Here is a 24,652-nt window from a genome sequence, read left to right as displayed (position 1 = left end):
TGCTCCTGACTACTGGCTGACCGGGCAATGCAGCCGGGTCATCTGCACCCGCTTTGCAACGGGTCTACTGATCGTTACCGTGATGCTGACACATCTTTGCCTCGATGTCTGCATACGGCTTACCTGACCGCGTGCCGGCGACGGCGGCGCGGAGAGCTGGCTATAGCGCCACGCGTCGCGCCACAGTTGACGGGTCTGGTTCAACTGGACAATTCCTTGCGCCATTCCGCGCTGATAGCCGCCCAGCGCGGTGACCGTCAGCACCATCAGCGCCATCGCCAGCACGGTCTCCGGCAGGCTAAACCCCCGCTGACGCTTCAGGGCATTTGACATAAGCTCGCCTCCCTGAGCGGGCAAAAATCGCTCCAGCCGTGGGCGGAAAAACGCACCTGCCCGCCGCGCACCTCGCCGGACTGCCAGACCTGCACCTCGCCGCTGGCGCTGCTGAGCACCAGTGAACCGTCGCCGAAGATACGCAGACAGGCGCGCCAGCCCTGCGGCGCCTGCTCCCGGCAGGCCAGCGCCACCTGCGCCGACCAGACCTGCTGTTTTCCCCACTGCAGCGCGGAATGGGCTATCGCCGTATCGCGGATCGCCTGCGTTTCGCTGGCGGTTTGCGCCAGCAGCGCCCGCTGCTGCAGGTTAAGCCCCTCGAGTAACAGGCTGCCGAGGGTCAGCAACAGGAGCACCATCAGCAGCGACGACATTCCACGCTGGCGGATCACAGGTTATACCCCGTCACCCGCTGCTCAACCTCGCTCGTCAGGCCCGTCTGTTGCGCGGAGCGCGCCGCCAGCGTCACGCTCAGCTCCGGCGCGAAGCCCGGGGTGACCTGACGTTGTACCGAGAAGCGCGTCACCACGATGGCGGCCGGGTTGGTGATTTTCTCCCATCCGCCGCCGCGGCAGTCGCTGGCCCCGCGCAGGGTCTCCAGCGCGCCGTCGCGCAGGCGAAAGCCGGTGCTCTCCGCCGCTGCCGCGGGGGAGTTTTCCCATCTCCCGTTGCTGTTCGCATCCCAGCGCACAATCAGACACTCGCCGCCAGCGGCTAGCTCCAGCCCGGCTCCGCCGCACGCTCCCCGGCAGTACCCGGCGCGCTGCAGATGTTTTCCCACGGCATGCACGCGCTGCCACAGCTCGTTCTCCAGGGCCAGCTGTTCGCCCTGGCGCAGAATATGACGCTGCAGGGCAGGCAGAAAGCGGCAGGCACCCATCAGCAGCAGCGAGCCGATGGCCATGGCGATAAGCGCCTCCGCCAGGGAAAATCCGTGGCGGCTCACTGACACCCTCCTGCGCTGTCGCTGCGGCATAAACGAATCCGCCCCCAGTGTGAGATCACAATGCTCCAGCTGCCGGCCGCGCTCTGCAGCCGCAGATTACCCGCCCAGGCGGTGCTGCGCAGACCATAAAACCCCAGACCAGGCGTAACGCCAGCCAGCGTGATCCCCGGCCAGCGCGGGCGCAGCGTGAAGGATGTCCCCGAGGCGCAGTCAGGCCCCTCCCCCTCCGCGCTCAGGCACCAGCCCACTTCGTCCTGGCCGACGCGAAGCACGCGGTCCCGGTTGTAGGCGTTGGCGTCATCGCGCAGAAAGAGCAGAAAATCCCGCACCTGGACGGCGGTTTGCCACAGTCGTTGCTGCTGCTGCCAGCGCTGCCAGCCGTACAGGCCGCCGACGCTAAGGATCATCATCAGTGTCAGCGTTACCAGGGTTTCCATCAGGGTGTAGCCATGTTCTCTGTTCATGGCGTCGAGTATGCCGCGGCGATTGGCTCTGGCGCGACGACGGAAAATAGCTTTCCCGGCCAGATACGCAAAAAAGCTTTGCATACTCGACAGAAGGACATTTTTTTGCGAGCGTCTACCCAACTTCGCCCACCGCAACCACCTGTGGCCTGGGGCAGGTGAAAACGACCTTCTCCCGGTGGTAACGGAAAGCGCTCCCATCGGGTGGTGCGAAGGGCATAAAAAAACCGGCGCCATCGGGCGCCGGTTAGTCATCTCTGCTGGGGGTTAAATCGCCACCGGCGCTTTAATGCCCGGGTGCGGATCGTAACCTTCAATCTCGAAGTCTTCAAAGCGGTAGTCGAAGATCGACGCCGGCTTGCGTTTGATGACCAGCTTCGGCAGCGGACGCGGTTCGCGGCTTAGCTGCAGGTTGGTCTGCTCAAGATGGTTGCTGTACAGATGGGTGTCTCCGCCGGTCCAGACGAAATCACCGACCTGCAGATCGCACTGCTGCGCTACCATATGCACCAGCAGCGCATAGCTGGCGATATTGAACGGCAGGCCGAGGAACACATCGCAGGAACGCTGATACAGCTGGCAGGAGAGCTTGCCGTCGGCGACGTAGAACTGGAAGAAGGCGTGGCACGGCGCCAGCGCCATTTTATCCAGCTCGCCGACGTTCCATGCCGAGACGATGATCCGGCGGGAGTCCGGGTCGTTTTTCAGCTGGTTCATCACCGTGCTGATCTGGTCGATATGGCGGCCGTCCGGCGCAGGCCAGGAACGCCACTGTTTGCCGTAGACCGGCCCCAGGTCGCCATTCTCATCCGCCCACTCGTCCCAGATGGTGACGTTGTTCTTGTGCAGATAGGCGATGTTGGTGTCGCCCTGCAGGAACCACAGCAGTTCATGGATGATGGAGCGTAAATGACAGCGCTTGGTGGTCACCAGCGGGAAGCCTTCCTGCAGGTTAAAACGCATCTGATGGCCGAAAATGGAGATCGTGCCAGTGCCGGTGCGGTCATTTTTTGGCGTGCCCTCGGTGAGCACTTTCTGCATCAAATCAAGATACTGTTTCATGGTTCCTCAAGAATTCTGTTGCTGCGGACGGTGGCGGTAAGCCCAAACCATCATAATGATACCCGCAAGCACCATCGGGATCGAAAGAATCTGCCCCATACTGATGTACTGCACCCAGCCGCCGGTGAACTGGGCGTCGGGCTGGCGGAAGAATTCCACGATGATGCGGAACAGGCCGTAGCCAATCAGGAACAGACCGGAAACGGAGCCGGTCGGGCGCGGTTTACGGATAAACAGGTTGAGGATCAGGAACAGTACCACGCCTTCCAGCGCCAGCTCGTACAGCTGCGACGCGTGACGCGGCAGCGCGCCGTAGGTATCGAACAGCGATTGCCATTCCGGATGCGTCGGCAGCAGCGCCAGGTCTTCGGCACGGGAGCCCGGGAAAATCATCGTGTAGTGGAAGCTCGGGTCTACGCGGCCCCACAGCTCGCCGTTGATAAAGTTGCCCAGACGCCCGGCGCCAAGACCAAACGGGATCAGCGGCGCGATAAAATCGGAGACCTGGAAGAAGGTGCGTTTGGTGCGTCTGGCGAAGATAATCATCACCAGGATCACGCCGATCAGGCCGCCGTGGAACGACATGCCGCCGTCCCAGACGCGGAACAGATACAGCGGATCGGCAAGAAATACCGGCAGGTTGTAAAACAGCACGTAGCCGATACGGCCGCCCAGGAAGACGCCGAGGAAGCCCGCGTAGAGCAGGTTTTCCACTTCATTTTTCGTCCAGCCGCTGCCCGGACGATTCGCCCGACGGGTGGCCAGCCACATCGCAAAGACAAAGCCCACCAGGTACATCAAACCGTACCAGTGGAGGGAGACCGGGCCTAGAGAAAAAATGACCGGATCGAACTCCGGAAAATGCAGGTAGCCACTATTCATCTGTCACCATAAAGACTTGTTATTCCGCCGAAAGTGGACAGCGGTGATGATCCATACCCGAACAAAACGGGCACGCCGAAGGAGGCGAATCATAGCATAAGCCACAAGAGCGATCCGCGCCGAACGTGTAAAAGATATGTATACGGATGCTAACAGAATGCCGTTTTCCCGGCGGTACCCTACTTTGCCGGAGGGTGCGAGCAGAGGATCCCCGGGTTACGGCTTACGCCTCACCCGGGCTGGCGCTACCGCCCGCCGCGGATCAGGCCGCCGAGACCGCGACGCTCCATAAAGGCCGCCACCTGATGGCGCACCTCGGCGGTCATCTGCGCATCGAGGCTGCGACGCGACAGCTCCTGCGCCTCTTCGATATCAATGCGGCGCAGCAGATACTTCACCCTCGCCACCGAGCGGCCGTTCATCGACAGATGGCGGTAACCGAGGCCGATAAGGATCGTCACGCACATCGGGTCGCCCGCCATCTCGCCGCACAGGCGCAGATCGATGCCAAAGCGCTCCGCGTCATGGGCGATCATCGCCAGCGCCCGCAATACCGCAGGATGCAGGCTGTCATACATGCTGGCGACCCGGGTATTGTTGCGGTCGACGGCCAGCAGGTACTGGGTCAGGTCGTTCGTCCCTACCGAAATAAAATCGATCCGGCTGGCCAGCTGCGGCAGCATAAAGACCATCGACGGGACCTCCAGCATCACCCCCAGGCGCGGACGTGGGATGGCGTAGCCGATCATCTCTTCCACTTCCCGGCTGGCGCGATCGATCAGCCGACGGGCCTCATCCACCTCCTCCAGACTGGTCACCATCGGCAGCAAAATGCTGAGGTTGCCGGTGGCGGCGTTGGCGCGCAGCATCGCCCGCACCTGGATCAAAAAGATCTCCGGCTGATCGAGGGTGATGCGGATCCCGCGCCAGCCGAGGCACGGGTTCTCTTCGCTGATCGGCATATACGGCAGCTGTTTATCCGCGCCGATGTCCAGGGTACGCAGGGTCACCGGTTTGCTGTTAAACATCTGCAGCATGCCCTGATACTGGGCGACCTGCTCCTCTTCTGAGGGGAAGCCGCTCTGCAGCATAAAGGGAATTTCGGTGCGGTAGAGGCCAATGCCGTCAACAAAGCTGCCGAGCTTCTCTTCGTGCTCCGGGCTTAAGCCGGCGTTGAGCATGACTTTCACCCGCTCGCCGCTTTTCAGCTCCGACGCGCGCTGGAGATCGTCCTCCGCCAGGCGGCTGAGTTCGTTCTCTTCGCTGATAAGGCGCTGATACTCCTGCAACAGGACAGGTTCAGGATCCACCAGCAGTTCACCGCGATAGCCATCGACAATCAGCGTATGGCCATGCAGCAGCGAGGGCTGAATATCGGCGCCCATCACCGTTGGGATGCCGAGGGCCCGCACCATAATAGCGGCATGGGAGTTGGCGGCGCCATCGCGCACCACCACGCCGGCCAGGCGATCCTGCGGCACTTCGGCGAGGGTGGTGGCCGACAGCTCGTCCGCCACGAGGATAATGCGCGCCGGCCAGGTGTTGGGCCCCTGAATACTGTCGTCGAGATGGAACAGCAGACGCTGGCCCAGGGTACGCAGATCGCCGGCCCGCTCTTTCAAATAGCCGTCGCTCAGCGCGGCAAACTGTTCGGCGAACTTCTCAATGATCTTTTTGACGGCCCACTCGGCGACGGCGCCTTTGTCAACTTCGGCAAACAGCTCGCGACGCAGGCGGGCGTCAGAGAGCAGGTGCGAGTAGAGATCGAAGATCGCCGCCGTCTCTTTTTGCGCCCCGGCGGCGTAGCGTTTGCTGTAGCGACGAAACTCGTTGGCCGCCTCTTCCAGCGCACCGGTCAGGCGTTCGCGTTCCGAGGCGGTGTCCAGCGTCGAGGCTTCATACACCTGCTCCATCAGCGGCAGGCTGACGTCCATCCAGCCCTCGGCGATCGCCACCCCGGAAGAGGCCGGCAGAGCGCGAATGCGCGTTTGACGATACTGGCCGAACAGGGCGTTCAGCTGGGACTGGGAGAGGATCGCCGCCATCTGGGTGGCGAGGGTGACGAGGAAAGACTCTTCGCTTTCATCAAACTGACGCAGCTCGCGCTGCTGGACCACCAGCACGCCCAGCAGCTGGCGGCGCTGAATGATCGGCACGCCAAGGAAGGCGCGGAAGCGGTCCTCTTTGACGGCGGGGATATATTTGAAGCTGGGGTGTTTTTGCGCATCGGCGAGGTTGATGGGTTCCGCCAGGCGGCCAACCAGCCCCACCAGGCCTTCATCGAACGCCAGCGCAACGGTGCGCCCGCGAGGTTTTTTTAACCCGCGGGTGGCCATCAGGTAATAGCAGCGTCGGTCATTGTCAGCCAGGTAAACCGAGCAGACTTCCGTCTCCATCGCCTGGCAGACATCCGTCACCAGAATATCCAGCGCCTCGTTTAAACGCGGCGCGCTCGCGACCTTCTCGACTATTTCTCGCAACCGAGTGAGCATAATGTGCGTGGCTTAACCTCTTTTACGTCGATAAGCAGGCGCGTTTTGCGGCTTAGGTGCGCTCTCCGCCAGCGACATGGTCACGCTGGCGAACTCTTTCATCACCCGGCGGTAGACGTCGCGCTTAAACGACACCACCTGGCGAACCGGGTACCAGTAACTCACCCAGCGCCAACCATCAAATTCAGGTGTACTGCTGGTTTGCATATTGATGTCCGCATCATTGCCGATCAACTGCAAAAGAAACCACTTTTGTTTCTGGCCGATACAAACCGGCTTTGTGTCCCAACGCACCAAACGTTTAGGCAACTTGTAACGCAGCCAGTTACGGGTTGAGGCCAGGATCCGCACATCTTTACGGCTTAACCCGACCTCTTCAAACAATTCCCGATACATCGCCTGCTCTGCGGATTCTCCTGGATTAATGCCCCCTTGCGGGAACTGCCACGAGTGCTGACCATAGCGCCGGGCCCACATCACCTGGCCCTGACGATTACAGATTACAATACCGACATTTGGGCGGTAGCCATCGTCATCAATCACCGGACTACCTCAAGATAAGCTTCAATGTGAATGATTGTTTCACACTCGCCGGAAACGGTAAACCACTCTGTTCGCACACTGAGAACGGATAACATTTGAATAACTCACAGTAATTGCCAGAGTTATAAACAATGAAAGCGCGTGACAGCCGATTTTATTCACTTTTTCTGTGGATAGAGTTGTGAAGAAGTACGGAATTAACCCGGGAAAACCCAGAGTAATCCGAACATCGCATCGCTAGCATCTGAAAATAATAGTATCATATTCATAAAGTTAGAATATATTCCTTTCACACATTACAGCATAACGTGACGATCATCACACATGCGATCCGCCGACTGATGAAAGATCGAGCAATGTCGATTTTATCCACAGATTACGCGCAGGCCACCGGCAGATTTTCTCTAAAAATTCGATTTTCGTCGCACGTCAAGGCTGTAAATCGAACCAGTAGTGAGTCTTTTCCCCAGTTATCCCACTTTTCTGTGGATAACATGGTGTAAGATCCTGTTTATTGTCAGTGACCAGTTCTGGAAAACCCGTTTACACCGTTTTCATAAGCCGCATGATGAGTTTAAAAAGCCATATAAATCATGAGATTGGTATAGTTACTCAGAAAACGGTAAACTCTATCCACAACGCGCAAAATTAGCGCTCACTTTTTAACCAAAGGTATTACCCTATGCCCGCTATCGCTCCGCTCGCCTCACCGCCGCAAAGTCAGGAACAGCTGCTGGCCCAGGCCCGCCAGCTGGCCGGCTATTCGCTGGGCGAGCTGGCGGCGCTGGCGGGGATCCCCATTCCGCGCGATCTGAAGCGCGATAAAGGCTGGACGGGCATTCTGCTGGAGCTGTGGCTGGGCGCCAGCGCAGGCAGTAAACCCGAGCAGGATTTCGCCGCGCTGGGGGTCGAGCTCAAAACGATCCCCATCGACAGCCGGGGACGCCCGCTGGAGACCACCTTCGTCTGCGTCGCCCCGTTAACCGGCAATAGCGGCGTCACCTGGGAGAGCAGCCATGTACGGCATAAGCTGCAGCGCGTCCTGTGGATCCCGGTGGAGGGTGAACGCACCATCCCGCTGGCGGCGCGGCGCGTCGGCGCACCGCTGCTGTGGAGCCCGGACGAAGACGAGGAGCGCCAGCTGCGCATGGACTGGGAAGAGCTGATGGATCTCATTGTTCTCGGTGAGGTCGAGCGCATTACCGCCCGCCACGGCGAGGTGCTGCAGTTAAGACCGAAAGCCGCCAACAGCAAGGCGCTGACCGAAGCCATCGGCGCCCGCGGGGAGACAATCCTCACGCTGCCGCGCGGTTTCTATCTGAAAAAGAATTTTACCGCCGCTCTGCTTGCCCGCCATTTCTTGTTACAACACGATTAATTTTTTGTTCTGCGTTGGGGGTTGCATATAATTGCTGCTTTCTATTTTGCAGGACTTTGAACAATGTTATTTGCATGGATAACCGATCCTAACGCCTGGCTGGCGCTGGGCACATTGACGCTGCTGGAGATCGTGCTCGGGATCGACAATATTATTTTCCTCTCTCTGGTCGTGGCTAAGCTCCCCACCGCCCAGCGCGCCCATGCGCGCCGGATCGGTTTGATGGGCGCGATGGTCATGCGTCTGGCGCTGCTGGCCTCAATCGCCTGGGTCGTTAAGCTTACCAACCCGCTCTTTACCGTTTTCGGTCAGGAGATCTCGTTTCGCGATCTGATCTTGCTGCTCGGCGGGCTATTCCTTATCTGGAAAGCCAGTAAAGAGATCCATGAATCTATCGAAGGTGAAGAGGAGGGGCTGAAGACCAACGTCCACTCCTTCCTCGGCGCCATCGTGCAGATCATGCTGCTGGATATCATCTTTAGCCTCGATTCAGTGATCACCGCCGTCGGCCTGTCGGATCATCTGTTCATCATGATGGCGGCAGTGGTGATCGCGGTGGGGGTGATGATGTTCGCCGCGCGACCCATCGGCGATTTTGTTGACCGTCATCCTTCGGTGAAAATGCTGGCGCTGTCGTTTCTGATCCTCGTCGGCTTTACCCTGATGCTGGAAAGCTTCGACGTCCATGTGCCGAAGGGATACATCTATTTCGCCATGTTCTTCTCTATCGCGGTGGAGAGCCTTAACCTGCTGCGTAATAAGAAAAACCCGCTGTAAACCACAAAATTGCAGCCTGGTCACAGGCTGCAACCCTTTTTCAGACTTTACTGCTTTTTATGTCTCACAAATCAGGCTATTAATAGACGGGTATGGGGTGCAGCTACTGAAGAGGTGTTGACGATGAAGAAATGGGCAGTATTGATTTCCGCCGTAGGACTGGCGTTCTCGGTTTCCGGTTGCAGCAGCGATTACGTCATGGCGACCAAAGATGGGCGAATGATCCTGACCGACGGTAAACCTACCGTGGATGACGATACCGGTTTAATCAGTTACGAAGATCAGCAGGGTAATAAAATGCAGATCAATCGTGACGACGTTTCGCAAATCATTAAGCGTTAATCTTTCCCTGTCGGCCCCAGCTTCTGTTGACGCTGCGCTTACCGACCACCAGTCTTTTGAGAAGAGTCGGGATATACCAGGACGCCGCGGGTTTCACCCACCGCCCCTCCTCGTCACCCGGCTTTTTTGATTTTTTACTTCCTCTTTTTCTCACCCTCTGCCATGTTGATACTCCTTTGTCGGGGAATGCCTGACCTTATAAATAAAAAGGAAGCTGGCTATGCAGTATCACCGTATCCCACACAGTTCTCTTGAAATCAGCACCCTCGGGCTGGGAACCATGACTTTTGGCGAACAGAATAGCGAGGCCGATGCCCACCAGCAGCTCGATTACGCGGTTGCCAACGGCATCAACCTGATCGATGTCGCTGAAATGTACCCGGTCCCGCCGCGCCCGGAAACCCAGGGGCTGACTGAAACCTACGTCGGCAACTGGCTGGCGAAACGCGGCAATCGCGAAAAGCTGGTGCTCGCCTCGAAAGTCAGCGGGCCCGCGCGCAATAACGACAGCAGCATTCGGCCCAATCACGTCCTGGACCGCAAAAATATCCGCGAGGCGCTGCACGCCAGCCTGAAGCGGCTGCAGACCGATTATCTCGATTTATATCAGGTTCACTGGCCGCAGCGGCCAACCAACTGCTTTGGCAAGCTGGGCTATACCTGGGCCGACGCCGCGCCCGCCGTGACGCTGCTGGATACCCTCGAAGCGCTGACCGAGTTCCAGCGCGCCGGGAAGATCCGCTACATCGGCGTGTCGAACGAAACCGCCTTCGGCGTGATGCGTTATCTGCACCTGGCGGATAAGCACGACCTCCCGCGGATCGTGACTATTCAGAATCCTTACAGCCTGCTGAACCGCAGCTTTGAAGTCGGCCTCGCGGAAGTGAGTCAGTTCGAAGGCGTGGAGCTGCTGGCCTACTCTTGCCTGGCTTTCGGCACACTGACCGGCAAGTATCTCAACGGTGCGAAGCCGGCGGGGGCGCGCAATACGCTGTTCAGCCGCTTTACGCGCTACAGCAGCGAGCAGTCGCAGAAAGCGGTAGCGGCCTATGTGGATATCGCCAAACGCCACGGCCTCGATCCGGCGCAAATGGCGCTGGCCTTTGTGCGTCGGCAGCCGTTTGTCGCCAGCACCCTGCTGGGGGCGACGACCATGACGCAGCTGCAGGCCAACGTGGAAAGTTTGCAGCTTGAGCTGAGCGAAGAGGTATTAGCGGAGATTGAGGCGGTGCATCAGGTTTATACCTACCCGGCGCCGTAAGAAAGCAAAGCCCCGGGTAGCGGCGTATACGCCTTACCCGGGCTACCGAAGAGCAGATATTGGCGCCCCCCTCGCCCAGTCAAGCGCAGCGCAAGCCGGGAGGTTATTTACGCCGCCCCCAGACCCACAGCGCGGCGATGGCCACGGCGAATACCGCGCCAAAGCCTATCCCCACGGCGACCGGTGGAACGCCCACGCTCACCGCCAGGGAATAGAGCCCCAGCATCAGCAGCATCGCCACGTTCTCACCGAGGTTCTGTACCGCAATGGCGTTACCTGCCCCGACCGAATGTTTCCCACGCTCCTGCAGCAGCGCGTTCAGCGGTACGATAAAGAACCCGCCGAACACCCCGAGCAGCAGCAGCAGACCGAACGCCGGCAGCAGCGACTGCTGCACCGCAAAGGCTATCACCGCGATACCGATCAAAATCCCGGCCGGCATACAGCGCGACACCGTCTCCAGGGTCACCAGCTTCGCCGCCGCCCCGGCACCCAGCACAATCCCCACCGCTACCATCGCATTAAGATAGGTGGGCATGGCGTTGCTGGTAATGCCCAGCGCCACCGGCACCCAGATCACCAGCAGGAAACGCAGGGTCACGCCAGCGCCCCAGAACAGGCTGGTGCCCATCAGCGAAAAGCGGGTTTCGCCGTTGCGCCACAGCGTCCGGCAGGCGCTGAAGAAGCTGTGCGTCATTGGCTTAAAACGCCACGACTGCCCCGGACGCGCCGCCGGCAGCCTGGGTATCCACAGGTTAGCCACTACCGCCCCGCCGTAGACCAGCGCGCAGACGATCAGCGCCGCCAGCACGTGCCAGTCGGCGAGGATCCCGCCGGCCATGGAGCCCAGCAGGATCGCCGCGATGGTCGAGGACTCCATCAGTCCGTTAGCCTTCACTAACTTATCGCCGGTGGTGAGTTCGCCGAGAATGCCATACTTGGCCGGCGAATAGGCGGCGGCGCCAATCCCCACCAGCGTATAGCCGATAAACGGATTGACGCCGAAGCAGATGCAGCCGGCGCCGAGCAGTTTCAGGCCGTTGGCCACCATCATCACCCGGCCTTTGGCAAAGCTATCGGCGAACTGGCCGACAAAGGGGGCAAAGAGGATGTAAGCGCCCACAAACAACATCTGCAAGACCGGCTGGCTCCACTCCGGATAATAGAGCTGCTTCATCAGCGCCAGGGTGGCGAAGAGAAGCGCATTGTCGCCGAAGGCCGACAGGAACTGAGCGCAGATCACCGCCAGCATCCCTTTCGAGTACAGCGAAGGGTTAGTATGTACTGACTCACTCATGGGTTGTTTCCGCCTCGTCGACCATATTTTTCAGGGTGACATAGTCTGGCTTGCCGCTGCCGAGCACCGGTAGCTGTTTCAGCCAGCGTATATCTCGCGGCACCGCCAGCTCCGGTACGCCGTGCTGGCGAGCGTAGCGCAGCAGGGCTTCACGAGTCAGTTCATTATCGGTGGTAAACAGCACCAGCGCCTCGCCTTTGCTGGCGTCCTGTTTAATCGCCGTGGCGTGCATTTTGTCCGGCGACGCGCCGAGGGCCACCTGCTCCACCATCTCGAGGGAGATCATCTCGCCGGCGATTTTGGCGAAGCGCTTCGCGCGGCCCTGAATGCGGACATAGCCCTGCTCGTCGAAGGTAACGATATCCCCGGTGTCATACCAGCCCGCTTCCATCTCGCCGTGCTGGTTTTCCGCCGCAGGCGCTTCCAGCACGCCGGGGTTTTCCACCCGCAGGTAGCCTTTCATGATGTTCGGCCCTTTCAGCTGCAGCCGCCCCCCTTGCTCAATGCCTGGCATCGCCAGCAGGCGGGCGTCCATCCCCGGCAGGATGCGGCCCACGGTGCCGACCTTCGCCGCCATCGGCACGTTAATCGAGACCACCGGCGCGCACTCGGTCACGCCATAGCCTTCGAGAATGCGCAGGCCGAATTTATCCTGCCACAGCTGTTTGGTGCTCTCCTGCAGCTTCTCCGCCCCGGCGACCACGTAGCGCAGGCGGTAGAAATCGTACGGATTGGCGAAACGGGCATAGTTGGCGAGGAAGGTCGAAGTGCCGAACAGCACCGTACAGTTGCGATCGTAGACCAGCTCCGGCACCACGCGATAGTGCAGCGGGCTGGGATAGAGAAACACTTCCGCCCCGGTAAGCAGCGGCGTTAGCAGGCCGACGGTGAGGCCAAAAGAGTGGAACAGCGGCAGCGCCGACATAAAGCGGTCATTGGCGGTAAAGTCGGCGATAGTTTTGATCTGCTCGACGTTGGACAGCAGACTCTTATGGCTGTGCACCACCCCTTTCGGATTGCCCTCGGAACCGGAGGTGAAGAGGATCATCGCCGCGTCTTCAGGCTGCTGCTTAACCTGCGCCAGACGCGGCGCCAGCAGATGAGCAAAAATCCACAGTTTGTCAGCGAGGGTGATATCGCCTTTAAGATCTTCCAGGAATACCCAGCGCACCTGGGTCAGCTGCTCCGGCAGGTGCCAGAGTTTGCCTTTATCGAGGAAGGTGCGCGAGGTGAAAATGGTGTTGAGCTCCGCGGCGGCTATCGCGCTGCTGAGCCCTTTCACCCCGGCGGTATAGTTCATCATCGCCGGAATACGCCCGCGGGCGATAGCGCCGAAAATCACCGCCGCGCTGATGCCGGCGTTAGGCAGCATCAGGCCGATCTTCTCGCCCGGCTGGCTGTATTTTTCCAGAATGCGGGCGACAAACAGGGTTTTGGTCAGCAGCTTGCGATAGGTATCCGGCTGGAAGTTGATATCCTCCACGCAGGGTTTGCGCGCGCCGAAGCGGTCCTGCGCCGCCAGCAGCGACTCATACAGGGTTTCCCGCGGGCGCACCGCCATCCGGGCTTCCATCATGATCTGGTGCAGCATCTCCCCGGCGATCTTCCGCCGGTCGCGGGCGCGCGGCGCCTCGGGCATCGGCAGATGGGTGGGCGGCAGGAGATGCAGCTGAATACGCGGGAACAGGCGACGTTTCACCAGCCCCTTCAGCCGGCTGAAGGGCGTCAGTTCGGCGCCTTCAATACGCAGCGGCACAATGGTCGCCTGCGATTTGGCGGCGACAAAGGCGGCACCGTCATAAATTTTCATCAGCGAGCCGCTGACCGAAATTCGCCCTTCCGGGAAAATAACCACCGGCCGCCCCTGCTCAATCAGGCGCACCAGATGTTTGATCGACATCGGCTTGGTCGGGTCCAGCGGCACAAAATCGATAATCGGCGTCAGCGCGCGCATAAACCAGCGCTGGCTGATTGAGGTATAGACCGCAAAAACCGGTCGGACCGGCAAAAACAGCGCCAGCAGAATGCCGTCGAGGAAAGAGACGTGGTTCGGGGTGATTAAGACCTTTTGCTGGTATAAAGCCTGCGTGTCGCCGGTCAGTCTGACCCGGTATAACCCCTTGAACAGCAGTCTGAAAAATCCCAAAAGCATAACAACTCCATGTGACCGGTTGATGAGTCAAAGCAGGTTACACGAGAAGGCATGGGAAAGCAGTGCAGCGGGGGGATTTTCGGAATAAAAAAAACCTGCGCATCCGCGCAGGTCGGTGTAAGACGTTCAGTACGAAGAGCGTACCTGAGAAACTCACCTATCAATACCTCTGGGATCTCGATTGTCACGTTTTTTGGCCGTAACGGGCCAGCGGGAAAACGCAAGGGAGTGAGCCTAAGTGCAACGAGGTATTACGATTTTCGCTATCTGTAACAACGCCGATAGCGGGCAAAAAAAAACCTGCGCATCTGCGCAGGCTGGTGTAAGTAAAGTGGTCAACGTGACGTTGACTCCACCTATCAATACCTCTGGGATAGCCAGAATATCAACCGGATCCGCGAACAAACCAGCGAACATTCGCAACAGCGCATCGCAAAGTGTAAGCAAAGGTTTGTATTTCCCTGCGCCGGTTTCAATTACCGATCGCGTCAATGTAACCAGGTCACCGATAAGCCCGCGCTGAATCACATTTGCGCCATTCCTTCGCCGCCGCGCCTTGAATCTGCCGCTCTTTCCCGTAACATAGCAGTATGTAAACGCTTACCCTAGAAAAGGCATGGTATGGCGACTATTAAGGATGTAGCCCGACTCGCAGGAGTCTCCGTCGCTACCGTCTCCCGCGTCATCAACAACTCTCCCAAAGCCAGCGAAGCTTCGCGTCAGTCCGTGGGCGCGGCGATGGAAACCCTGAACTATCACCCCAACGCGAACGCCCGGGCGCTGGCCCAGCAGTCAACGGAAACCGTCGGTCTGGTGGTGGGCGATGTCTCCGACCCCTTCTTCGGCGCGATGGTCAAAGCCGTCGAACAGGTGGCCTACCGCACCGGCAACTTTTTGCTGATTGGCAATGGCTACCACAACGTGCAGAAGGAGCGCCAGGCGATAGAGCAGCTGATCCGCCATCGCTGCGCGGCGTTGGTGGTGCACGCCAAAATGATCCCCGATGAGGAACTCGCCGGGCTGATGAAACAGATCCCGGGTATGGTGCTGATCAACCGCATCCTGCCCGGATATGAAACCCGCTGCGTGGCGCTGGACGACCGCTACGGCGCCTGGCTGGCGACCCGCCATTTGATCCAGCAGGGGCACACGCGTATCGGCTATCTGTGCTCAAACCACGATATCTCCGATGCGGAAGATCGGCTGCAGGGGTACTACGCGGCGCTGGAGGAGAGCGGCCTGCCGTGCAACGACCGGCTGGTCACGTTTGCCGAGCCGGATGAAAGCGGCGGCGAACAGGCGATGACCGAACTGCTTGGCCGCGGTCGCCACTTTAGCGCCGTCGCCTGCTATAACGACTCGATGGCCGCCGGCGCGATGGGGGTGCTGAATGACAACGGCATCGACGTTCCGCGGGAGATTTCGCTGATTGGCTTCGACGATGTCCTGATTTCGCGCTATGTCCGCCCGCGGTTGACTACCGTCCGCTATCCGATCGTCACGATGGCGACCCAGGCGGCCGAGCTGGCTTTAGCCCTGGCGGAGCAGCGGCCGGCGCCGGAGATCACCCATCTGTTCAGCCCGACGCTGGTCCGTCGTCACTCGGTGGTCGCCCCGCAGGAAGGCGATAAGTCATAGCGATAGAGGTGCACGGCGGTGGCCGGGTAATCCAGCCCCTCGCCGATGTAGCGCCAGCCGAAGCGTTCATAGAAATCCCGGCAGGCGGAGTAGAGATAGAGCTCCCGAAAGCCCGCGCGGCGGGCATAATCGATCACATGCCGCTGCAGTTTTCCGGCCAGCCCCTGACCGCGGGCGGCGGGCGCGACGAACAGCGCCGCCAGCCAGGGAAACAGATCCTGGCGGCTGATCAAATCGCAGCGCCAGAGGCCAATCGTGCCGAGCAACTGCTCGCCTTCCACCGCAATAAAGGTCAACGGTAGCGCCTCCGCCGTCTGGCTATGCTGCACAATGCTGGCGAAGAATTGCCGCGGCAGCGTCTCGTCGCCAAAGGCCTGCCACAGCCAGTCGGTCACCTGCGGGGCGTACTGCGGCGCAGCGTACAGCGGCAGGATCGTCATACCAGCTTCCCCTGAAAAATCGGCACTGAGTCGAACAGATAGCCGTCAAAGTCGGGGGCGTCCTCATCGGACAGCTCCAGCAGGCTGTTTTTGACGTTTTCCAGATGCTGCCACATCGCCTGCCAGGCGCCCATCACATCGCGACGCCGCAGCGCGGCGAGCAGGGTCTGCCGGTCGCCGAGCCATTTCAGCCGCCAGGCGCGGCTGGCAATATGCACATTGAACTGCTGCCACAGCGGGCTGCTGTCCATTTGCAGCCAGATCCGCTCTACCGTCGCCAACAGCATCTGGTTCTGCGTCGCCCCGGCGAGCACCAGATGGAACAGACGAGCGTTATCCTGCGCGGTGTCGTTGAGAGCGATTGCCCGCTGCTCCTGTTCAATAATCCGCTTCAGATTGTCGATATCGGCGCGGGTGGCCATTTTCGCGGCAAAGGCGGCGATGTTGCTCTCCAGCAGCTGGCGCGCCTGGAGAATTTCAAACGGGCCGACGTCGCTGCTGAGCAGCTGCTCCTCTTCGCTGTCGTTCTCGTGGGGAATGCGCATGACATACACCCCGGATCCCTGACGAATATCCACCGTCCCCTGCAGCTCCAGCATCAGCAGCGCTTCGCGCACGATGGTCCGGCTGACGCCATAGGTTTCGGCAATATGGCGTTCCGGCGGCAAACGCGACCCGACCGGGTAGCGCCCCTGCACGATCTGGGCGCGCAGGTCATCACCAATCTCCTGATAGGGCTTCTTTTCCGGCGGAACTATCGCTTTTTCCACAAAATCACCTGTGCGTTACATGCCTGCGAGTCAAATACGCCGCTATCTTAGCAAATATTGCCCCCGGCTAGCGGTATTCATCATCGATATCCAGCACCAGTTCACGCCGTTCGCCCAGTTGACGAAACCAGTGCGCCGAGGCTTTGGCTCGCCGGGCGCGATGGTTTTGCAGATCGATTTCGATAAGCCCGTAGCGGTTTTTAAAGGCGTTCATCGGCGATACATTGTCGGTAAACGCCCACAGCATATAGCCCTGGCAGTTGGCCCCTGCCTCGCGGGCGCGCAGGGTGTGCCACAGATGTTCGCTGATAAAACGAATGCGGTAGCTGTCATCGATGACGCCTTCGCGGTTACGGAACTGGCCTTCGTTTTCCACCCCCATCCCGCTCTCCGCCACGAACCACGGGATGTTGCGATAGTCATTTTTTATCCGCATCGCCATATCAAAGATGATTTGCGGGTAGATTTCCCAGCCGCGGGAGGCGTTCATCCGCCGGCCGGGCAGCTCAAACGGCTCATAATACCAGGCCGGATGGAACGGGGTATGCGGATGCCAGGCCCGCGACGGGGCTTTGACCCGGTGTGGGTAGTAAAGATTAATCCCCAGCTCATCGACGGTGTGCTCGCGGATAACCGCCAGATCCTCCTCGCTGGTCTCCCACGTCACCTGATGCTGCTCAAGCAGCGCGAGAAGCTCCGGCGGCCAGACGCCGTGCACCAGCGGGTCGAGGAACATGCGGTTGTAGAACAGATCGTAGATCTCCGCCGCGCGCAGGTCATGGGGGGCGCGTGAGCGTGGGTAGGTCACCTCCGGATTGAGGATGCAGCCGACGGTCCCGGGATAGCCGAGCTCGCGAAACCGCTTCACGACGCTGGCGGTCGCCAGCACCTTATGATAGTTCCACTGCATCCAGGTGCTGGTGTTCTGCTCATAGGGCCAGCGCAGAGCATCCAGATAGACCCGAGTCTGCACCACAATTGGCTCATTAAAGGTAAACCAGCGCGTCACCTTCGGGTGGTAGCGGGCAAACACCTTCTCCGCATAGCGCACAAACAGCTCAACCACCGTTTTCGACCCCCAGCCGCCATACTTTTCCAGCAGATAGCCGGGCAATTCATAATGCTCAAGGCAGATCATCGGCGTGATGCCGTTGGCCAGCAGCGCATCGAACAGCTGGTCGTAATAGGCCGCATACTCCTCATCCACCGTGACGTTTTCATAGTCGGTCAGAAAGCGCGACCAGTTGATTGAGGTGCGGTAGTGGGTCAGCCCGGCCAGCTTCATCAGCTGCACATCTTCCTGAAAGCGGTTGATAAAATCGGTGGCCACCGCCGGGCCATAGCCGTTATGCCAGACGTGGCGATCGTTTTTGTACCAGAGATCGGGCCAGGAGTCCTGCCCTGGTTTTTTCCCGCTCCAGCCTTCGGTCTGCCAGGCGGAAGCCGCCGCGCCAAGGATAAAATCATCGGGAATGGTCATCCGTACGGTAGTCATAGGCTCCTCAGACAGGGTTGGCGGTTTGTTGATTGTCTACCTGACGCTGCGCGGCATCGGCACGGCGGGAGGCTATTTTGACGAAAGGCAGATAGATAAGCACCGCGACGACGATGCAGATAAGCTGGGTCACCACCGCCCCCATCGAGCCGGCGGTGGAGAGCCAGGCGTTGATCAGCGGCGGCGTGGTCCAGGGGACCATCACCACCGCCTTGCCGGCGAAGCCGGTCAGGGTGGCGAAATAGCCGATGCTGCCGGTCACCAGCGGGGTGATGATAAACGGGATGGCGAGGATCGGGTTAAGCATGATCGGCATCCCGAAGATCACCGGCTCGTTAATATTGAACAGCCCCGGACCTATCGACAGCTTGGCGATCTCTTTCATCTCTTTGCGTCTGGTGGCGATCATCACCGCAATCAGCAGGCCGATGGTCAGCCCCGAGCCGCCGATGCTCATGTAGACATCCCAGAAGGGCATCGTGATGATGTTCGGTACCTCTTTCCCCTGCTCAAAAGCGCTCATATTGACAGTGATCGCTCCCAGCAGCAGCGGCTCGCGGATCGGCTTAATCATCTGGTTGCCGTGAATGCCGATCACCCAGAACAGCTGGGCGACGAACATCAGCAGCAGGATCCCCGGCAGGCTCTGCACCACCCGCTCCAGCGGCTGCTGCACCACCTGGTAGACCGCATCGTAGAGATACATTCCCGTCAGCTGGTGAAAGAGAAAACCAAAGGTGGCGATCGCGGTGGTGGTGATAATCGCCGGGATCAGCGCGGAAAAAGAGGCAGAGACGTTCGGCGGCACGGTATCCGGCATTTTGATCTTCAGTCCCTTGCGCCCTTCCAGCCAGCAGTAAATCTCCACTGACAGAATGGCGATGAACATCCCAAGGAACAGACTGCGGGTATCGGAAAACTGGCGCAGCAGAACATCTTTCACCACGTGCATCTGGCCATCGACCATCATCTCTACCGTGGTCGGCGTGACGCAGATAAAGCAGATCACCGCCAACAGGCCGGGAAACAGGCTTTTGATGCCGTTGATCCGCCCCAGCTCAATACCGATCAGAAACACGGCGCCGATATTGAGGAAGTTGAGCGTAGCGTAGTTTAGCGCGCTGGTGATCGGCTTCAGCGCCGCAAGAAAGGAGAGCGAGGAAAAGCTGGCGAGCCCATTCTTCGGATCCAGCACCATATTGGAGATCAGCACCGAAAAGGCCCCGACGATGATCACCGGCATCAGGGTAATAAACGCCGATTTGATCGCCATAATGTAGCGATAGCTGTTGAATGTCGTCGCGAAACGCCCCAGCGCGTCGATCAGTTTGTCCTGTAATGCCATAAAAGAGTACCTCAGAGTAAAGGGCTTATTGCGGCCAGGTGAACAGCCAGAGACTTTTGGCATACCAAAACATAGTCGCCAGGCAAAAATAGTTCTGTGACAGCGCTCGCAACGCGCACAGTGGTATCCCAAATATCCGATAAAATCGACATTGGCATACCAGAGTCTGTCGGCTCGTCAGTTCCTGCCAAAAGCGTGATCGCGATGGTTTTTCCGCCCCGCCCCGTCGATATGTCCCTTTTCGGTCTGTGATAAACTGCGCTTTACCACGTGAAATCAGGAATCGATGAATGGCTACAATGCTGGATGTCTCAATTCGCGCAGGCGTCTCGAAAGCGACGGTTTCCCGCGTGTTGAACGGCACAGGTCAGGTGAAAGAGAGCACCCGCCAACAGGTCTTTAAAGCGATGGAAGAGCTGGGCTACCGGCCCAATTTCCTTGCCCGCTCGCTGGCCAATCAGACCAGCAATAGTATCGGGCTGGTCGTCTCCACCTTTGACGGCTTTTACTTTGGCCGTCTGCTGCAGCAGGCGTCACGCCAGACCGAAGCCTGGGGAAAGCAGCTTATCGTCACCGACGGCCATGATACGCCGGAGCGCGAAGAGGAAGCGGTGCAGATGCTCGCCGACCGGCAGTGCGATGCGATCATCCTCTATACCCGGCACATGAGCGAGAAGGCGATCATGTCGCTGATTAACTCGATCGCCATGCCGCTGGTGGTGATTAACCGCGATGTGGCGCAGGCCCGCGAACGCTGCGTGTTCTTCGAACAGCAGGAAGCCGCCTTCCAGGCCGTGGAGTATCTGATTACCCAGGGCCACCGCGATATCGCCTGCATCACCGTCCCGATGCATACCCCTACCGGCCAGGCTCGCCTGCAGGGCTACCGCAACGCGCTGATAAAACATGGTATTGAGTGGGATCCGAGCCGGGTGAAGTATGGGGACTCGACGATGACTCGCGGCTACGAACTGTGCCGGGAACTGCTGGACGAGAAAGCCCACTTCAGCGCGCTGTTTTCCTGTAACGATGATATGGCGCTGGGGGCGTCAAAGGCGCTGCATCAGGCGGGGCTGCGTATTCCACAGGATGTGTCGCTGTTTGGCTTCGACGATGCGCCAAGCGCGAAATGGCTGGAGCCGGGGCTGTCGACGGTTTATCTGCCGATCGACAACATGATCACTACGGCTATCGACCAGGCGATCAAGCTTGCCAATCAGCAGCCGATAGAAACGATCCCGCCGTTTACCGGCACGCTGGTGCTTCGCGAGTCGGTGACGACGGGACCTTTTTTTAAATAAGCTCTAAGGCCAGCAGCTCCTGGATGGTCTGGCGACGGCGGATCAGCCGCGCCTTGCCGCCATCAAACAGAACCTCCGGCAGCAGCGGACGGCTGTTATAGTTGGATGACATCGAAGCCCCGTAGGCGCCGGTGTCATGGAGCACCAGATAATCCCCAGGCGCTACCGCCGGCAGCAGGCGGGTCTCGACTTTGCCCCCCTCCTGCTGGGTAAAGACATCCCCGGATTCGCACAGCGGCCCGGCCACCACGGTTTCGACCTGCGGCGCGGCGCTGAGATCCCGGCCATCCCCCGCCAGAGCGGTGATATGGTGATAGCTACCGTACATTGCCGGGCGCATCAGGTCGTTAAAGCCGGCGTCAATCAGCACAAAGTGACGGCTGCCCATCTCTTTCACGCTGCGCACCTGCGACACCAGCACGCCGGACTCGGCCACCAGGAAGCGCCCGGGCTCAATCTCCAATTTCACCGGGTGCCCCAGATGGGCCGCGATCTGCTCCCGGGCGCGGTTCCACAGGCCATAATAGTGGGCGGTGTCGATGGCCTCTTCACCTTCGCGGTAAGGAATCGACAGACCGCCGCCGGCGGAGATGGCCTGCAGATCCTGGCCAAAGTCGACGACCTGGCGCACCATCGCGCCGCACACCTGCTCCAGGTGACCATAGTCAACGCCAGAGCCGATATGCATATGGATCCCGACCAGCTGCAGCTGATAGCGTCGCATCACTTCCAGCGCCGCCGGCAGGTGGCTGTACCAGATGCCATGCTTGCTATTCTCACCGCCGGTATTGGTTTTCTGGCTGTGGCCGTGGCCAAAGCCCGGGTTGACGCGCAGCCAGACGCGATGGCCCGGCGACACCTCGCCCAGCTGGCTCAGCATGTCGATCGAGCCGGCGTTCACCGGGATCTGTAACGCCTTCACCCGATCGAGGGTGGCGTCGTCGATCAGATCGGCGGTGAAGACAATATCCTCGGGATTCTGCTGCGGATCGTAGCCTGCCGCCAGCGCCCGCTCGATCTCCCCCAGCGACACCGAGTCCACCTTCACCCCCTGCTCACGCATCAGACGCAGAATATGAATGTTAGAGCAGGCTTTTTGCGCAAAACGCACCACGTCGAACTGGCTGAGCTGGGCTATCTGGCGGCGAATAATCTGCGCATCATAGACCCAGACCGGGCAGCCAAATTCCGCCGGCAGGCGCAGCAGGTTGTCCGCGGTCAGGTCAGTATCGGTGGCGTAAAGCGAGTGTGGCATAAGAACTCCGGTGCAGTGCGTGTGTTGGTCGCTGTTTTTTCTGATTACGCCACAGTGACAGACGAATAAAAAATATCGTTTTATCGCGACTCTATGCAAAAATGATATGGTTCCAGCCGAGCCTCACGGAGACCGCATGCCAGCCGTCAATTTGCGTCATATCGAAATCTTTCACGCGGTGATGACCACCGGCAACCTGACCGAAGCGGCGCGAATGCTGCACACCTCGCAACCCACGGTCAGCCGCGAGCTGGCGCGCTTTGAGAAGGTGCTCGGCCTGCAACTGTTTGAGCGGACCCGCGGTCGCCTGCAGCCGACGGTGCAGGGCCTGCGTTTGTTTGAGGAGGTTCAGCGCTCCTGGTATGGCCTGGACCGTATCGTCAGCGCCGCCGAGAGCCTGCGCGAGTTCCGCCAGGGCGAGCTGTCGATCGCCTGTCTGCCGGTGTTTTCCCAGTCCTTTCTGCCGCTGCTGTTGCCGCCGTTTCTCGCTCGCTACCCGGAGGTCAGCCTGCAGATCGTCCCCCAGGAGTCGCCGCTGCTGGAGGAGTGGCTCTCCGCCCAGCGCCATGACCTTGGCCTGACGGAGACCCTGCATACCCCCGCGGGCACCGAACGCACCCCGCTGCTGACGCTGAATGAAGTCTGCGTGCTGCCCGCCGGCCATCCGCTGGCGGCGCAGGCGACGCTGACCCCCGCCGATTTTCAGGGCGAAAACTACATCAGCCTGTCGCGCACCGACAGCTATCGCCAGCTGCTCGACGCCCTGTTCCTTGAGCATCAGGTTAAACGGCGGATGGTGGTCGAAACCCACAGCGCGGCCTCGATCTGCGCCATGGTGCGCGCCGGCGCCGGGATCTCGGTGGTGAATCCGTTAACCGCCCTGGACTATGCCGATAGCGGCGTAGTGGTGCGCCGCTTCAGCGTCGAGGTGCCGTTTACCGTCAGCCTGATCCGCCCCCTCCACCGCCCGCGCTCGGCGCTGGTCGACGCCTTTGTTGCCCACCTGCAGCAGAGTCTGCCGCAGATCCTCACGCCGCTGGCGTCGGTCCTGCAGAGAGCATAAAGTTGACCGCGTCTTCCGCGTGGATCGCCGCGGCGTCAAAGACCGGCAGCGGACTGAGCTCGGCAGGCACCAGCAGGCCAATCTCCGTACAGCCGAAAATAACCCCTTCCGCCCCCTGCTCCGCCAGGGCGGCGATCGTCTGCAGATAATAATCCCGCGACGCCTCGCTGAAGGTGCCGAGACAAAGTTCGTCGAAGATGATCTGATTGATCTGCGCCCGATCGTCAGCCTCAGGGATCAGCGTCTCGATGGCAAACTGCTCCTGCAGACGACCGCGGTAAAAGGTCTGCTCCATGGTATAGCGGGTGCCCAGCAGCGCGACCCGGCGCTGACCTTTGGCGGCAATCGCCCGTCCGGTGGCATCGGCAATATGCAGGAAGGGAACCTGGCAGCGGGCGGCGATGGCATCTGCGGCTTTATGCATGGTGTTGGTGCACAGGACAATGCCTTCGGCCCCCGCCTGCTGCAGCCCGACCGCGGCCTCAGCAAGGATCTCCCCGGCGCGATCCCAGTCGCCGGCGGACTGGCAGGCTTCGATGTCGTGAAAATCGACGCTGTGCAGCACCAGGCTGGCAGAGTGCAGGCCGCCCAGTCGCGCCTTAACGCCCTCATTGATCAACCGATAATAGGGGATCGTGGACTCCCAGCTCATGCCGCCTAACAGGCCAATGGTTTTCATCTTCTGCTCCTTATGTCGTTTCTGCCAGTGAAGCAAACTTGTGATCAACTTTCCACTTCTCTGGCCGCGTATTTCTTTTTCATGAAGAGTGGGATAAGTTAAATGAAACAATGTTTCACTTTAACAACAGGATCGCCAGATGTTTATTTTTCATAAAGACACCATCCTTGAAGACCTCGGCAATGGCGTAACCCGCCGCATTCTGGCCCACGACGGCAAAATGATGGCCGTGGAGGTGAATTTTGCCGCCGGCGCCGTCGGCCCGATGCATAACCATCCTCACGAACAGCTCACCTATGTGCTTTCCGGCGAGTTCGAGTTCACCATCGGCGAGGAGACGCGCGTCGTCAGCGCCGGCGATACGTTGTATAAGCGGCCGGGGATTATGCACGGCTGCGTCTGCCTGCAGCCCGGCACGCTGCTCGATACCTTTACTCCCATTCGCGAAGATTTTCTTGAAGGCTAATCCATAACGGGGGCGATCGCCGTCCCCGGTTACTGCCCGGCGCCCTTCAATAAAAACATGCGGCCACAATCATTATCCTGGTAATTATATTTCCCGCTCAGTTAAGCCTAATTTTTCATTCCTTTCAGGCGCCCTTTACGGCCAAAATGCTTACCACCTCACCTTTTTGAAACATCGTTTCGACTTTGATCACATTTCCATCCTGATCTGCATGACGCAGAAACAAATCGCAATAAAATGAAATTAAAACGGTGTTTTATAAAAAAAGTTC

General features: G+C 59.5%; 25 protein-coding genes. 9 read left to right on the top strand and 16 right to left on the bottom strand.

The window, feature by feature from the left end; genetic code table 11:
• Window positions 1-9 precede the first annotated feature (9 nt).
• The 8 genes from DR88_RS08575 to rppH all read right to left on the bottom strand — a co-directional run bounded on the left by DR88_RS08575 (window position 10) and on the right by rppH (window position 6,722).
• A complete protein-coding gene (locus DR88_RS08575) occupies window positions 10-333 on the bottom strand; it encodes a prepilin-type N-terminal cleavage/methylation domain-containing protein (protein ID WP_002915888.1) in 324 nt (107 codons plus the stop codon).
• Window positions 318-725 (bottom strand): DUF2509 family protein, encoded by a 408-nt coding sequence (locus tag DR88_RS08580; RefSeq protein ID WP_004181182.1) that lies wholly within the window; start codon window positions 723-725, stop codon window positions 318-320. Before DR88_RS08580 ends, DR88_RS08575 begins: the two co-directional genes overlap by 16 nt.
• Entirely contained in the window at window positions 722-1,279 is a 558-nt protein-coding gene (locus DR88_RS08585) for a prepilin peptidase-dependent protein (RefSeq protein WP_025861631.1), read from the bottom strand. The genes DR88_RS08580 and DR88_RS08585 overlap by 4 nt, the downstream gene beginning before the upstream one ends.
• On the bottom strand, window positions 1,276-1,827 hold the full coding sequence (locus DR88_RS08590; protein ID WP_002915932.1) for a prepilin peptidase-dependent protein: 552 nt from the start codon (window positions 1,825-1,827) through the stop codon (window positions 1,276-1,278). The genes DR88_RS08585 and DR88_RS08590 overlap by 4 nt, the downstream gene beginning before the upstream one ends.
• 183 nt (window positions 1,828-2,010) lie before the next feature.
• Window positions 2,011-2,805, bottom strand: coding sequence for a thymidylate synthase (gene thyA / locus DR88_RS08595; RefSeq protein WP_025861626.1), 795 nt, complete (start codon window positions 2,803-2,805; stop codon window positions 2,011-2,013).
• Between the two features lie 6 nt (window positions 2,806-2,811).
• Window positions 2,812-3,687: a prolipoprotein diacylglyceryl transferase gene (lgt, locus tag DR88_RS08600; RefSeq protein ID WP_002915934.1), complete on the bottom strand. Its 876-nt coding sequence runs from the start codon at window positions 3,685-3,687 to the stop codon at window positions 2,812-2,814.
• Between the two features lie 245 nt (window positions 3,688-3,932).
• On the bottom strand, window positions 3,933-6,179 hold the full coding sequence (gene ptsP / locus DR88_RS08605) for a phosphoenolpyruvate--protein phosphotransferase (RefSeq protein ID WP_002915935.1): 2,247 nt from the start codon (window positions 6,177-6,179) through the stop codon (window positions 3,933-3,935).
• A 12-nt stretch (window positions 6,180-6,191) separates the two neighbouring features.
• On the bottom strand, window positions 6,192-6,722 hold the full coding sequence (rppH, locus tag DR88_RS08610; protein WP_002915936.1) for an RNA pyrophosphohydrolase: 531 nt from the start codon (window positions 6,720-6,722) through the stop codon (window positions 6,192-6,194).
• 453 nt (window positions 6,723-7,175) lie between these two features.
• Here rppH and DR88_RS30975 point away from each other — a divergent pair, with 453 nt between their 5' ends.
• The 5 genes from DR88_RS30975 to DR88_RS08630 all read left to right on the top strand — a co-directional run bounded on the left by DR88_RS30975 (window position 7,176) and on the right by DR88_RS08630 (window position 10,480).
• The gene (locus tag DR88_RS30975) at window positions 7,176-7,319 is read left to right on the top strand and encodes a hypothetical protein (protein ID WP_004218186.1); all 144 of its coding nucleotides are present in this window, start codon (window positions 7,176-7,178) and stop codon (window positions 7,317-7,319) included.
• An 85-nt stretch (window positions 7,320-7,404) separates the two neighbouring features.
• Entirely contained in the window at window positions 7,405-8,100 is a 696-nt protein-coding gene (mutH, locus tag DR88_RS08615; protein WP_004143967.1) for a DNA mismatch repair endonuclease MutH, read from the top strand.
• Window positions 8,101-8,163: 63 nt separating this feature from the next.
• On the top strand, window positions 8,164-8,877 hold the full coding sequence (locus DR88_RS08620; RefSeq protein WP_002915973.1) for a TerC family protein: 714 nt from the start codon (window positions 8,164-8,166) through the stop codon (window positions 8,875-8,877).
• Between the two features lie 123 nt (window positions 8,878-9,000).
• On the top strand, window positions 9,001-9,219 hold the full coding sequence (locus DR88_RS08625; protein WP_002915974.1) for a YgdI/YgdR family lipoprotein: 219 nt from the start codon (window positions 9,001-9,003) through the stop codon (window positions 9,217-9,219).
• A gap of 220 nt (window positions 9,220-9,439) precedes the next feature.
• The gene (locus DR88_RS08630; protein ID WP_002915975.1) at window positions 9,440-10,480 is read left to right on the top strand and encodes an NADP(H)-dependent aldo-keto reductase; all 1,041 of its coding nucleotides are present in this window, start codon (window positions 9,440-9,442) and stop codon (window positions 10,478-10,480) included.
• 103 nt (window positions 10,481-10,583) lie between these two features.
• On the opposite strand, the gene lplT is transcribed toward DR88_RS08630, so the two are convergent.
• Together lplT and aas are read right to left on the bottom strand one after the other, a co-directional pair.
• Window positions 10,584-11,777, bottom strand: a complete 1,194-nt coding sequence (gene lplT, locus DR88_RS08635; protein ID WP_002915976.1) for a lysophospholipid transporter LplT — start codon at window positions 11,775-11,777, stop codon at window positions 10,584-10,586.
• Complete coding sequence (aas, locus tag DR88_RS08640; RefSeq protein WP_004149635.1) at window positions 11,770-13,929, bottom strand: bifunctional acyl-ACP--phospholipid O-acyltransferase/long-chain-fatty-acid--ACP ligase; 2,160 nt, start codon at window positions 13,927-13,929, stop codon at window positions 11,770-11,772. Before aas ends, lplT begins: the two co-directional genes overlap by 8 nt.
• Before the next feature lie 621 nt (window positions 13,930-14,550).
• Here aas and galR point away from each other — a divergent pair.
• Complete coding sequence (gene galR / locus DR88_RS08645) at window positions 14,551-15,567, top strand: HTH-type transcriptional regulator GalR (protein ID WP_002915981.1); 1,017 nt, start codon at window positions 14,551-14,553, stop codon at window positions 15,565-15,567.
• Here the strand turns inward: galR and DR88_RS08650 are convergent.
• The 4 genes from DR88_RS08650 to DR88_RS08665 all read right to left on the bottom strand — a co-directional run bounded on the left by DR88_RS08650 (window position 15,528) and on the right by DR88_RS08665 (window position 19,617).
• Entirely contained in the window at window positions 15,528-16,007 is a 480-nt protein-coding gene (locus DR88_RS08650; protein ID WP_023301514.1) for a GNAT family N-acetyltransferase, read from the bottom strand. The two genes, galR and DR88_RS08650, sit on opposite strands and share 40 nt — an antisense overlap.
• Window positions 16,004-16,777: a GntR family transcriptional regulator gene (locus DR88_RS08655; RefSeq protein WP_004900355.1), complete on the bottom strand. Its 774-nt coding sequence runs from the start codon at window positions 16,775-16,777 to the stop codon at window positions 16,004-16,006. Before DR88_RS08655 ends, DR88_RS08650 begins: the two co-directional genes overlap by 4 nt.
• Window positions 16,778-16,844: 67 nt before the next feature.
• Window positions 16,845-18,272, bottom strand: coding sequence for a glycoside hydrolase family 1 protein (locus tag DR88_RS08660; RefSeq protein ID WP_004149636.1), 1,428 nt, complete (start codon window positions 18,270-18,272; stop codon window positions 16,845-16,847).
• 7 nt (window positions 18,273-18,279) lie between these two features.
• Complete coding sequence (locus DR88_RS08665; RefSeq protein WP_004174520.1) at window positions 18,280-19,617, bottom strand: PTS sugar transporter subunit IIC; 1,338 nt, start codon at window positions 19,615-19,617, stop codon at window positions 18,280-18,282.
• A 299-nt stretch (window positions 19,618-19,916) separates the two neighbouring features.
• Here DR88_RS08665 and DR88_RS08670 point away from each other — a divergent pair, with 299 nt between their 5' ends.
• The gene (locus tag DR88_RS08670; RefSeq protein WP_073980548.1) at window positions 19,917-20,918 is read left to right on the top strand and encodes a LacI family DNA-binding transcriptional regulator; all 1,002 of its coding nucleotides are present in this window, start codon (window positions 19,917-19,919) and stop codon (window positions 20,916-20,918) included.
• Here the strand turns inward: DR88_RS08670 and lysA are convergent.
• Window positions 20,911-22,173: a diaminopimelate decarboxylase gene (gene lysA, locus DR88_RS08675; protein WP_002915990.1), complete on the bottom strand. Its 1,263-nt coding sequence runs from the start codon at window positions 22,171-22,173 to the stop codon at window positions 20,911-20,913. The two genes, DR88_RS08670 and lysA, sit on opposite strands and share 8 nt — an antisense overlap.
• Window positions 22,174-22,309: 136 nt before the next feature.
• On the opposite strand from lysA, the gene DR88_RS08680 reads away from it, so the two are divergent.
• Complete coding sequence (locus tag DR88_RS08680) at window positions 22,310-23,236, top strand: LysR family transcriptional regulator (RefSeq protein ID WP_002915991.1); 927 nt, start codon at window positions 22,310-22,312, stop codon at window positions 23,234-23,236.
• Here DR88_RS08680 and DR88_RS08685 read toward each other — a convergent pair.
• Window positions 23,202-23,915: an aspartate/glutamate racemase gene (locus DR88_RS08685; RefSeq protein ID WP_025861620.1), complete on the bottom strand. Its 714-nt coding sequence runs from the start codon at window positions 23,913-23,915 to the stop codon at window positions 23,202-23,204. The genes DR88_RS08680 and DR88_RS08685 overlap by 35 nt on opposite strands.
• Window positions 23,916-24,054: 139 nt before the next feature.
• Between DR88_RS08685 and DR88_RS08690 the strand changes: the two genes are divergently transcribed.
• Window positions 24,055-24,381, top strand: a complete 327-nt coding sequence (locus DR88_RS08690) for a cupin domain-containing protein (RefSeq protein ID WP_020804165.1) — start codon at window positions 24,055-24,057, stop codon at window positions 24,379-24,381.
• Window positions 24,382-24,652: the final 271 nt, after the last annotated feature.

Origin of the sequence: Klebsiella pneumoniae, assembly GCF_000742135.1 — a bacterium.
GTDB lineage: Bacteria > Pseudomonadota > Gammaproteobacteria > Enterobacterales > Enterobacteriaceae > Klebsiella > Klebsiella pneumoniae.
The sequence above is the reverse complement of the archived record's forward strand: the minus strand, read 5'-3'. Positions and strand labels throughout refer to the sequence as shown.

Bases quoted from the DNA above. Each gene is read 5' to 3' on its own strand.
- DR88_RS08685 (WP_025861620.1), bottom strand. From the start codon at position 23,915: ATGAAAACCATTGGCCTGTTAGGCGGCATGAGCTGGGAGTCCACGATC.
- DR88_RS08660 (WP_004149636.1), bottom strand. From the start codon at position 18,272: ATGACTACCGTACGGATGACCATTCCCGATGATTTTATCCTTGGCGCG.
- aas (WP_004149635.1), bottom strand. From the start codon at position 13,929: ATGCTTTTGGGATTTTTCAGACTGCTGTTCAAGGGGTTATACCGGGTC.
- DR88_RS08680 (WP_002915991.1), top strand. From the start codon at position 22,310: ATGCCAGCCGTCAATTTGCGTCATATCGAAATCTTTCACGCGGTGATG.
- DR88_RS08575 (WP_002915888.1), bottom strand. From the start codon at position 333: ATGTCAAATGCCCTGAAGCGTCAGCGGGGGTTTAGCCTGCCGGAGACC.
- DR88_RS08650 (WP_023301514.1), bottom strand. From the start codon at position 16,007: ATGACGATCCTGCCGCTGTACGCTGCGCCGCAGTACGCCCCGCAGGTG.
- lysA (WP_002915990.1), bottom strand. From the start codon at position 22,173: ATGCCACACTCGCTTTACGCCACCGATACTGACCTGACCGCGGACAAC.
- ptsP (WP_002915935.1), bottom strand. From the start codon at position 6,179: ATGCTCACTCGGTTGCGAGAAATAGTCGAGAAGGTCGCGAGCGCGCCG.
- DR88_RS08665 (WP_004174520.1), bottom strand. From the start codon at position 19,617: ATGGCATTACAGGACAAACTGATCGACGCGCTGGGGCGTTTCGCGACG.
- DR88_RS08670 (WP_073980548.1), top strand. From the start codon at position 19,917: ATGCTGGATGTCTCAATTCGCGCAGGCGTCTCGAAAGCGACGGTTTCC.
- lplT (WP_002915976.1), bottom strand. From the start codon at position 11,777: ATGAGTGAGTCAGTACATACTAACCCTTCGCTGTACTCGAAAGGGATG.
- DR88_RS08625 (WP_002915974.1), top strand. From the start codon at position 9,001: ATGAAGAAATGGGCAGTATTGATTTCCGCCGTAGGACTGGCGTTCTCG.
- DR88_RS08630 (WP_002915975.1), top strand. From the start codon at position 9,440: ATGCAGTATCACCGTATCCCACACAGTTCTCTTGAAATCAGCACCCTC.
- lgt (WP_002915934.1), bottom strand. From the start codon at position 3,687: ATGAATAGTGGCTACCTGCATTTTCCGGAGTTCGATCCGGTCATTTTT.
- DR88_RS08690 (WP_020804165.1), top strand. From the start codon at position 24,055: ATGTTTATTTTTCATAAAGACACCATCCTTGAAGACCTCGGCAATGGC.
- mutH (WP_004143967.1), top strand. From the start codon at position 7,405: ATGCCCGCTATCGCTCCGCTCGCCTCACCGCCGCAAAGTCAGGAACAG.
- thyA (WP_025861626.1), bottom strand. From the start codon at position 2,805: ATGAAACAGTATCTTGATTTGATGCAGAAAGTGCTCACCGAGGGCACG.
- DR88_RS08620 (WP_002915973.1), top strand. From the start codon at position 8,164: ATGTTATTTGCATGGATAACCGATCCTAACGCCTGGCTGGCGCTGGGC.
- DR88_RS08590 (WP_002915932.1), bottom strand. From the start codon at position 1,827: ATGCAAAGCTTTTTTGCGTATCTGGCCGGGAAAGCTATTTTCCGTCGT.
- galR (WP_002915981.1), top strand. From the start codon at position 14,551: ATGGCGACTATTAAGGATGTAGCCCGACTCGCAGGAGTCTCCGTCGCT.